Raw genomic sequence first — 9,337 nt, 5'->3', positions numbered from 1 at the left:
AAAGATATGATTTATCCAAAATTTATAAAAAAAGGTGACATTATAGGTGTAACAGCGACTTCAGATGGAGTTGATGATGAACTTGATATAAAGAGATTTGAAAATGCTAAGATGAAATTGCAGGAAAAGGGCTATGACGTTATATTTACGGATAATGTATTTAAGGCCGATTCACAGGGAAGAAGCAGTTTAGGCAGTGTAAGAGGCGAAGAATTTAATGGACTTTTATCTAATGACAGAGTAAGTGGAATAATTGCTGCAAAGGGTGGAAACTTCTTAAATGAAATGCTTGAATATGTGGATTACGAAAAATTTGTAAGTAATCCAAAGTGGTTTCAGGGATATTCAGATAATACGGGACTTGTCCATACATTGACAACGAAATATGATGTTGCAACGATTTATGGCAGTAATTTTGGGGAATTTGGAATGAATGACTGGCATAAAAGTGTTAATGATAATTTGGCTATTCTGGAGGGCAAAAATATTATCCAGACTTCTTATGATAAATATCAGCACGAACTGACGGACAGGATAACAGGTTTAGAGGGATATGAGTGTGACACGAAAGTAGAATGGAAGATAGATAAGAGGACTGCAAAGAAGAGTGACAGCATAGAAATGAGTGGTAGATTTATTGGAGGTTGTCTTGATGTATTATTATTTCTTCAGGGAACACAGTATGATGGAACACAGGAATTTATAGAGAAATACAAAGAAGATGGAATAATATGGTATCTAGAGTCGTTTGACATAAGTGGTGAAAATATTATGATGTTCTTATGGAAATTAAAGGAAATAGGCTGGTTTAAATATACAAAAGGCTTTATGTTTGGACGACCATTATTTTATAAAGATTTTACGGGAACGGATTATGAAGAGGCTGTTATGTATGCACTTGGAAAGCTTGATGTTCCGGTGATATTTGACTGTGATTTCGGACATCGTGGACCGAGAATGACAATGATAAATGGGGCAATTGCCAATGTAAAGTGTGATAAGGGAAATGTTGGAACAATTGAGTATAGATTAAAAAAATAACTTAAATATAATACTGATTTATAGAACAAAACGTGTTGATAACTAATTCCTGTTATCAACACGTTATTTATATAGCTTAATTATTGTTTATTGTAAGTAGCACGTTCGCCGCCAATATATTTATATCTTGTTCTTGCACATACGATATGAGCATTACCGATTGTCTTTTGCTCAGTTCTTACGGGAACTGCTACAGGTCTGAGATGCATACCTATTAATGTATCACCGATATCAATTCCGGCATGAGCCTGGATATTTTCTACTGCAACTGCATTTTTGAAACCGGCATATGCAGCAGTGGAAAATGAACCGCCTGCTTTTAATTGTGGTACTACATTTACTATAGGAAGATTATATGCTTTCGCACATTCTTTTTCTACAATAAGTGCTCTGTTAAGATGCTCGCAACATTGGGTTGCAAGATATAATCCCTTTTCATTCGTTATCTCATATATAGTATTAAATATGGCAGCACCGATATCTTTACTTGAAAATGAACCTATCTGGTGACTTGCCACCTCGCTTGAAGAACAGCCGACTACAAGGATGTCGCCTCCTTCTAAGTTAGCTACTTCTAATAATTCTAAAACGACTTTTTTAGTATCTTCTATTATATTAGTTACATCAAAATTAGTATCTGTTGAAATTCCACTAGCCATAATAATCTCCATTCCTTATATAAAATAAATTCTTATAATTTTTCATTATATTGTTCTTCTAACAGACTGTCAAGGAGGATAAGAGAAGAAGTCTTAAGCTCGCGGTTAGAAAATAGTCCTTTTGATGAAAGCTGTACCGCTTTCTTTAAATAAGAGATGAGTACCTGTGGATTACTACCCTTAGAGCCTGATAATGCCTTAGCTTCTTCGTAATACGCCTTGGCAAGCAGGGCAGATATCTCATCATATAAAGGATTACCCTCTATTAGAAGATTTTCAAATGTAGTTATTGCAAGAGAATAATTATGTTTAAGTAAATATTGCTTTCCGTTTAAATATTGTTCATCATCGGTTAAGTGTGTAACTGTATTCTGTTCAGGTTCGGGTATAAGCTGGTTAACTGGTATGTCTAGAACACTCGACAAATATTCAAGCGTTTTAAATGATGGCGTGGCAGTTCCGCTTTCAATCTGGCTTAGCATATTTCTTGTAATAAATGTACCGACAACCTCGCTCTGAGTCATTTTTTTAGAGAGCCTTGCTTCACGAATACGTTTACCAAGTTCAATAGAATCCATATATATATCTCCTTCTACACGATAAAGGTAAATATTATTTACATAATCAGATAATAACAGATATTTAGATATTTTTCAACACATTTTGCGTAAAAATAATTGACAAATTTAGTTGCTATGTTATAATCAATGTAAATCTTATTTACGTGACATAATTGTGCATATAAATTAAATATATATTTATTTATGATATATTAATCCAGTTTTATGAACACCTATTAAGCAATATATGGTTCAGGAGGAAATGTTATGGCAGTTTGGTGGGAATCACTTATGACAATTGAAAAAGTTTTATATTGTATTGCTGTTCCATCTACGATTATATTTGTAATGCAGGCGTTATTTATCATATTCGGAAGTCATGGACATGGAATGGATACGAGTGATACTTCGGGAATTGATTTTGACCATGACGTATCGGGAATGCATGGAATAGGATTAGACCACGATGTATCAGGAATGCATGGAATAGGATTAGACCACGATGTATCAGGAATGCATGGAATAGGATTAGATCATGATATGTCAGGAATGCATGGAATAGGATTAGACCATGACATATCGGGAATACATGGAGCAGGTTGTGGACATGACATATCAGGAGTTCATGGAACTGATTTGAATCATGGAGAACTTGATTATAGTCATATCTCAGCAGATGATGCAAGTACACATCATGATGCAGGCGATAATCTTGAATCATTCAGATTATTTACCATGCAGGGAATTATTGGCTTCTTCTGTATGTTTTCCTGGGCATCGATAGCAGGGATAGCGAACGATATGCAACCGGGACCTGCGATTCTGATAGGTTTTGTACTTGGTTTTATCTTAATGTTTGTTGTGGCAGTAATTATAAAATATTCATATAGATTAGCGCAGGATGGTACTTTTGATATAAGAGACACCTTAGGAGTTAATGCAACGGTTTATCTTCCTATACCACCAGCTAAGAGCGGTCAGGGCAAAGTAAATGTTATGGTATCAGAGCGAATGGTAGAACTTAATGCCATAACAGAGTGTGATACCATTATATCAACAGGCGAGACAGTTAGAATCATTGATATAATTAATGATGTGGTTCTGGTAGAAAAGGAAGTCTGACATTTATTATAAAATGTCTACTTAACTTTTTACATATATTTTAAATAGCACATACGATAAAGGATTGTTTAGTAAATGAATGTAATTCGGTGGCTTTTGCCAACTACATCGTTTAATGAAACTATTAATAATCTGAAAATAAAAATCAAGAAAGTTATGTGCAGACAAATACAGATTTCAGGAGGAAAAAGTATGGGTTACGAATTTATTATTGCCGTAGGAGTTGCAACAGTTGTTATTATTATGTTAATAGTGGCAATTCTTTCAAGGTATCGTAAGTGTCCATCAGATAAGGTATTAGTTATCTATGGTAAAGTAGGTGCAGACAAGAATGGTCAGGCCAGATCAGCAAAATGTATTCATGGTGGTGCTGCATTTATAGTACCAATTATCCAGTCATATCAGTATATGGATTTAACACCAATTTCCATTAATGTTGATTTGAGAAATGCATTATCTAAACAGAACATCAGAGTAGATGTTCCATCAAGATTTACAGTTGGAATTTCAACTGAACCGGGAATTATGCAGAATGCAGCAGAGAGACTTTTAGGCCTTAAGATGAACGAGATACAGGAATTAGCTAAGGATATAATTCTTGGTCAGTTACGTTTAGTTATTGCTACAATGGAGATAGAGGAGATTAACTCTGACAGAGATAAATTCTTAATATCAGTTTCAAACAATGTGGAAATTGAATTAAAGAAAATAGGTTTAAGACTTATAAACGTTAACGTAACAGATATTAATGATGAATCAGGTTACATAGAGGCATTAGGTAAGGAAGCAGCAGCTAAGGCTATAAATGATGCTAAGAAGAGCGTTGCTGAAAAGGATAAAGATGGTGAAATCGGTCAGGCTAATGCAAGAAGAGAACAGCGTATTCAGGTAGCAGCGGCAGATGCAGCAGCTATTAAGGGTGAAAACGAAGCTAAGATAGAGGTAGCTTTATCAGAGGCAGCAAGAAGAGAAAAGGAAGCTGAAGCATTAAAGATAGCAACAGCAGCAGAACAGGTTCAGGCAGCAAAGGCTAAAGAAGAGGCATATGTAGCTCAGAAAGAAGCAGAGCAGACTCGTGCAGAACTTGAGAGAGCAACACAGCAGGCAGATATCATTATTAAAGCACAGATTGCTAAAGAGCAGGCAGAGATTGCAGCAGAAGCTGAAGCAGAAGTTGCAAGAAGAAAGGCTCGAGGTGAAGCTGATGCCATCTATGCTAAGATGGAAGCACAGGCAAAAGGTGTTCAGGAAATGTTATCTAAGCAGGCAGCAGGTATGAAACAGTTAGTTGATGCGGCAGGTGGAGATGCAGATGCAGCAGTTAAGTTTATTGTTGCAGACAAACTTCAGGAACTTATGCAGATACAGGTTGATGCTATTAAGAATATTAAAATTGATAAGGTTACAGTATGGGATTCTATGAATGGCAATGGTGATGGAACACCAACAACTGCCAATTTTCTTTCAGGAATGATGAAATCAATTCCACCAATGAATGAATTATTTAAACAGGCAGGGATGGAATTACCGACATTTATGGGTAAAGATATTAATTCATCAGAGAAGAATTCAGCTAATACAGATGCAAATGTAAAAAAAGAAGTTAAAGTTACAGATGAAACAAATGTAGTTAGCAATGATGATGCAGCTGATAATAAGAATATAATATTTTAAAGAATAGCGTGTTCTAACATAAAACGTAATCTAATTGATTTTGCATTGTAATATGTGTAAATGATTTAGATTGCGTTTTTTATTTTAATGAATAAGTGTATTGTAATTAAACATAATATAATTAGAATAAAATGTTGCAGAAATGAGGTATAGTATGGGTAATTATGATAATCTGTCTGAAAATGATAAATTAAAATATGAGATAGCTGAGGAGTTAGGATTATTAGACAAGGTTAAAGAACTGGGCTGGAAAGGATTGTCTGCTAAGGAATCAGGTAAAATTGGTGGAATGATAGTGGCAAGAAAGAAAAAGTCTGAGAAGAATATGAGAAAATATAACTAAAATCATATGATGTGTATACTGTGCAATTTGATTAAATTGTGTTACAATATGGCATGTAATTGTTAAGTGTATAATCAGGAAAGGAATTTATATATGTTAGAACTAAAGAATATATCATTTGACGTGCCACAGGGAGATGGAGAAAAAGGTATACTTAAAAATGTTAGTGTTAAGATAGATGATAAGAAATTTGTTGCAATTACAGGACCTAATGGTGGTGGTAAATCTACATTGGCAAAAATAATTGCAGGTATTTACAAGCCGACAGAAGGACAGATAATTTTCGATGGTCAGGATATAACAGATATGAGTATTACTGACAGAGCAAAAGCAGGAATAAGTTTTGCATTTCAGCAGCCTGTTAAATTCAAAGGAATTAAAGTTAAGGATTTGATTAAATTAGCATCAGGTAATACATTATCAGTGTCAAGCGCATGTGATTATTTGTCAGAAGTCGGACTGTGTGCCAGAGATTATATTAACAGAGATGTTGATGGAAGTCTTTCTGGCGGAGAGTTAAAGAGAATTGAGATAGCTACAATTATTGCCAGAGGTACTAAATTAAGTGTGTTTGATGAGCCGGAAGCAGGAATTGACTTATGGAGTTTTAAAAATCTGATAGATGTATTTGAGAAAATGCACAACGAGAAAGATGCTTCCATAATAATTATTTCACATCAGGAAAGAATACTTAATATTGCTGATGAGATATTAGTCCTTGCAAATGGTGAGATACAGGCACAGGGTAAGAAAGAAGATATTTTACCTGAATTATTAGACGGAACAGGTAGTTGTAAATTTTATAAATAAAATATATATCAATCAGAAATGGAGAATAGTGTGAAAAATAATGCTGATACACTTATTTTTTACACAGCTATTTGTTTAAGAGCGAAAACAAATAGCATTTATGGCAGATGAGAAATCGCCTGCGCGAATTTCTCATCGCCTCTTCGCGATAAGATGCTCAGAAATGGAGAATATTGTGGATAACAAGAATAAAATAGATAGAATACAAATGGGATTACTTGAAGAAATTGCTGATCTTCATGGAGTACCGGAGGGAGCATATAATATAAGAGCAAACGGACAGCTTGCAGGAAGGAATACAACAGCTAACATTGATATAGTTACTAAAACAGATAAACCAGGAATAGACATTATAATTAAACCTAATACGAAGAATGAAAGTGTGCATATTCCGGTTGTTTTAAGCCAGACAGGACTTACTGATTTAGTATACAATGATTTCTATATTGGAGAAAATTGCGACGTAACGATAATTGCAGGTTGTGGAATACATAATGGTGGAGAGAAAAAGTCACAGCATGATGGAATTCATACATTCTATGTTGGTGAGAATTCTAAACTTAAATATGTTGAGAAACATTATGGAGCAGGTGACGGTTCAGGTGAAAATGTAATGAATCCAACAACTATAGTTCATATAGCTAATGGTGGATATATGGAGATGGAAACTGTCCAGATAAAGGGAATTGATTCTACAGACAGAATAACTAAAGCTGAATTAGGTGACAATGCAACACTTATCATTAAAGAGAAACTTATGACTCATGGTAAACAGTATGCGAAATCAGAGTTTGAAGTAAATCTTAATGGTAAGAATTCAAGTACAAATGTAATCTCAAGAGCTGTTGCAAAAGAAGATTCAAAACAGTTATTTGTTTCTAAAATTAATGGAAATAATATGTGTGCCGGACATTCAGAGTGTGATGCGATAATAATGGATAATGCTAAGATAAGTGCTATACCTGAAATTACTGCAAATAATTTAGAGGCACAACTGATTCATGAAGCTGCCATTGGTAAGATTGCAGGCGAGCAGATTATAAAACTTATGACACTTGGTCTTACTGAAGAAGAGGCAGAAGCAGAAATTGTAAATGGCTTTTTGAAATAATTATGTCGAAAAATGAAATAAAAATTTTATATTTTTTTGATAAAAAATATCTGTCATAATTGAGTAATATATGATATTATATTCTAAACAAAAGGTAGAAAATTGAGGAAAGACGAGTATGAATCAGAAATTTCACAGAAAGTAGGTGGTATTATGAAATTTCGAAGAATTGATGAAGATACGGTAAGATGCATAGTATCTAAGGAAGATATGCAGGAATTTGGAATTGTTTTAGAAGATTTCTTTAAGAATAAAAGTAAAATACATGATTTTTTACATGAAGTTGTGGAAAGGGCAGAGCAGGAAGTAGGATATGAACCTAAAGAGGGACTTCTTTCAATGCAGATAATGCCGATAAGCCAGAACTCAATAGCCATTACTTTCACGGAGAAAGAAGATGGTGGATACGATGATATGATTAATAACATCAAGGAAACAGTTGCAGACATAATCAGCGAGAATGAGGTAGATAGTGAACTGCAAGGTGATGATATGATAGAAGATTTTGAAGATGAGATAGAAGCTAATGATGAGATAGAAGCTAATGATGAGAAAGAGGACTTAGTTGAAGAGAATTTTACTGTAGGAAGAGACTACCAAAATATGCTGGATTATCCTAAGCTTATGGTTGCGATGCCAACGATTCAGGGATTGGTAGATTATTGTAAAGCAGTAAATATTAATAAATCCATCAGAAGCGAGTTGTATTATCTTAAGAATAAAGATTTGTATTGCTTAGTAATTGATAAGTATAGATTATCCATTAATGATTTTAAGACGATAACCAGACTTGCAATCGAGTATTCATCAAATTTAACCAACAACAAGAAGATAATAGCTTATGTCAGAGAACAGGGCGAAGTGATATTTGATATGAGTGCATATAGATTTCTTACAGCATATATGTAAAAGTAATTTATAATCAAACTGGTATATAAGCAGTAGAATATGCGAAAATATCTGATATATAAAAATATATAAAATAAAGAGCTGATGTATAACAATTTTATGAATTGTAATACATCAGCTTTAATTATTTTATTTATTGGAAGTTAAATATTTTATTTAGAAGGTAACTATTTTTATAGAGGAATTATTTATAAAGATGATTTTTTAATAAGGCCAACACCAAGAGCATATGGGCCAGTATGACAACCAATAGTAGTACCAATTCGTATCTTGACTGCAGGGTCACATTTTACACCTAATAATTCTTCGAATTCAGCCTGAAACTCTTTAGCTTCCTCAATTCCATAACCACATGCAACGGAGAAGTTATAATCTGCTATATTGATTGCAGGATCTTTGAAATATGATGAAATCGAATTTAATACACTTTGAAGTGATTTCTTGCGGCTTCTGGATATTCCTCCAAGAGAGATATCGCCATCTTTCATAATAATTATAGGGCGTATGCCGAGTTTATCTCCGGCTAAAACTGCAAGTTTACCGATACGTCCGTTTTTGACTAAATATTCTAAAGAACCGACCGTAAAATAGATTCTTCCTGTTGATTTTATATTTTCTAATTCGTTAACTGCATCCTCAAAAGAAATGCCTTTATCTCTTAATTTTACGGCTTCATTTACGAATAACCCTTCACTTGCTGTATTGAGTGTCGAATCGATAACTGCAATTTTAGCATCGGGATTAGATTCAAGAATTAAATTTTTAGCTGTACACGCACTGTTATATGAACCACTGAATTTAGTTGTGATGGTTATACAGATTATTGGCATACCTTCATCAACAAATGGCTGGAATTTATCTAAATAATCCTGTACTGAAGGAAGCGATGACTTAGGGACGGCATGTTCATTAATCATCTTGAGATAGAAAGCATCGTGGTCAATTCCTTCACCTTCTTTGGTATAATGTTCGCCATCAAAGGTTACATAGAATGGAACGATTGTTATATTGTGTTCTGTTGTATATTCATGGAGTAAATCACATGCTCCGTCGCTGATTATCTGAAAATTCATTATATTCCTCATTTCCGCGCACACTTCTGTATATT

General features: G+C 34.0%; 10 protein-coding genes. 7 read left to right on the top strand and 3 right to left on the bottom strand.

Features of this window, described 5'->3' with window-relative positions; all coding sequences use genetic code 11:
* Positions 1-6 precede the first annotated feature (6 nt).
* Positions 7-1,041, top strand: a complete 1,035-nt coding sequence (locus tag OCV48_RS04920) for a S66 family peptidase (RefSeq protein ID WP_147591295.1) — start codon at positions 7-9, stop codon at positions 1,039-1,041.
* 80 nt (positions 1,042-1,121) lie between these two features.
* Here OCV48_RS04920 and OCV48_RS04915 read toward each other — a convergent pair whose 3' ends face one another.
* Together OCV48_RS04915 and OCV48_RS04910 are read right to left on the bottom strand one after the other, a co-directional pair.
* On the bottom strand, positions 1,122-1,700 hold the full coding sequence (locus OCV48_RS04915; protein WP_262559086.1) for a TIGR01440 family protein: 579 nt from the start codon (positions 1,698-1,700) through the stop codon (positions 1,122-1,124).
* Between the two features lie 32 nt (positions 1,701-1,732).
* Complete coding sequence (locus tag OCV48_RS04910) at positions 1,733-2,278, bottom strand: helix-turn-helix domain-containing protein (RefSeq protein ID WP_147591293.1); 546 nt, start codon at positions 2,276-2,278, stop codon at positions 1,733-1,735.
* A gap of 249 nt (positions 2,279-2,527) precedes the next feature.
* Between OCV48_RS04910 and OCV48_RS04905 the strand changes: the two genes are divergently transcribed.
* The 6 genes from OCV48_RS04905 (at position 2,528) to OCV48_RS04880 (ending at position 8,229) form a co-directional block, all read left to right on the top strand.
* A complete protein-coding gene (locus OCV48_RS04905; protein WP_147591292.1) occupies positions 2,528-3,382 on the top strand; it encodes an NfeD family protein in 855 nt (284 codons plus the stop codon).
* Between the two features lie 192 nt (positions 3,383-3,574).
* Positions 3,575-5,056, top strand: a complete 1,482-nt coding sequence (locus OCV48_RS04900; protein WP_147591291.1) for a flotillin family protein — start codon at positions 3,575-3,577, stop codon at positions 5,054-5,056.
* A 154-nt stretch (positions 5,057-5,210) separates the two neighbouring features.
* Positions 5,211-5,399 (top strand): small, acid-soluble spore protein, alpha/beta type, encoded by a 189-nt coding sequence (locus tag OCV48_RS04895; RefSeq protein ID WP_021982167.1) that lies wholly within the window; start codon positions 5,211-5,213, stop codon positions 5,397-5,399.
* Between the two features lie 93 nt (positions 5,400-5,492).
* Complete coding sequence (locus OCV48_RS04890; RefSeq protein WP_147591289.1) at positions 5,493-6,209, top strand: ABC transporter ATP-binding protein; 717 nt, start codon at positions 5,493-5,495, stop codon at positions 6,207-6,209.
* Positions 6,210-6,417: 208 nt separating this feature from the next.
* Positions 6,418-7,320 (top strand): SufB/SufD family protein, encoded by a 903-nt coding sequence (locus tag OCV48_RS04885; RefSeq protein WP_262559185.1) that lies wholly within the window; start codon positions 6,418-6,420, stop codon positions 7,318-7,320.
* Between the two features lie 153 nt (positions 7,321-7,473).
* Positions 7,474-8,229 carry an adaptor protein MecA gene (locus OCV48_RS04880; RefSeq protein WP_147591288.1) on the top strand — a complete coding sequence of 252 codons (756 nt, stop codon included), beginning with the start codon at positions 7,474-7,476 and terminating at the stop codon, positions 8,227-8,229.
* Between the two features lie 188 nt (positions 8,230-8,417).
* On the opposite strand, the gene OCV48_RS04875 is transcribed toward OCV48_RS04880, so the two are convergent.
* A complete protein-coding gene (locus OCV48_RS04875; RefSeq protein WP_147591287.1) occupies positions 8,418-9,302 on the bottom strand; it encodes a DegV family protein in 885 nt (294 codons plus the stop codon).
* Positions 9,303-9,337 lie beyond the last annotated feature (35 nt).

Source organism: Bovifimicola ammoniilytica (assembly GCF_025567085.1).
GTDB lineage: Bacteria > Bacillota > Clostridia > Lachnospirales > Lachnospiraceae > Bovifimicola > Bovifimicola ammoniilytica.
The sequence above is the reverse complement of the archived record's forward strand: the minus strand, read 5'-3'. Positions and strand labels throughout refer to the sequence as shown.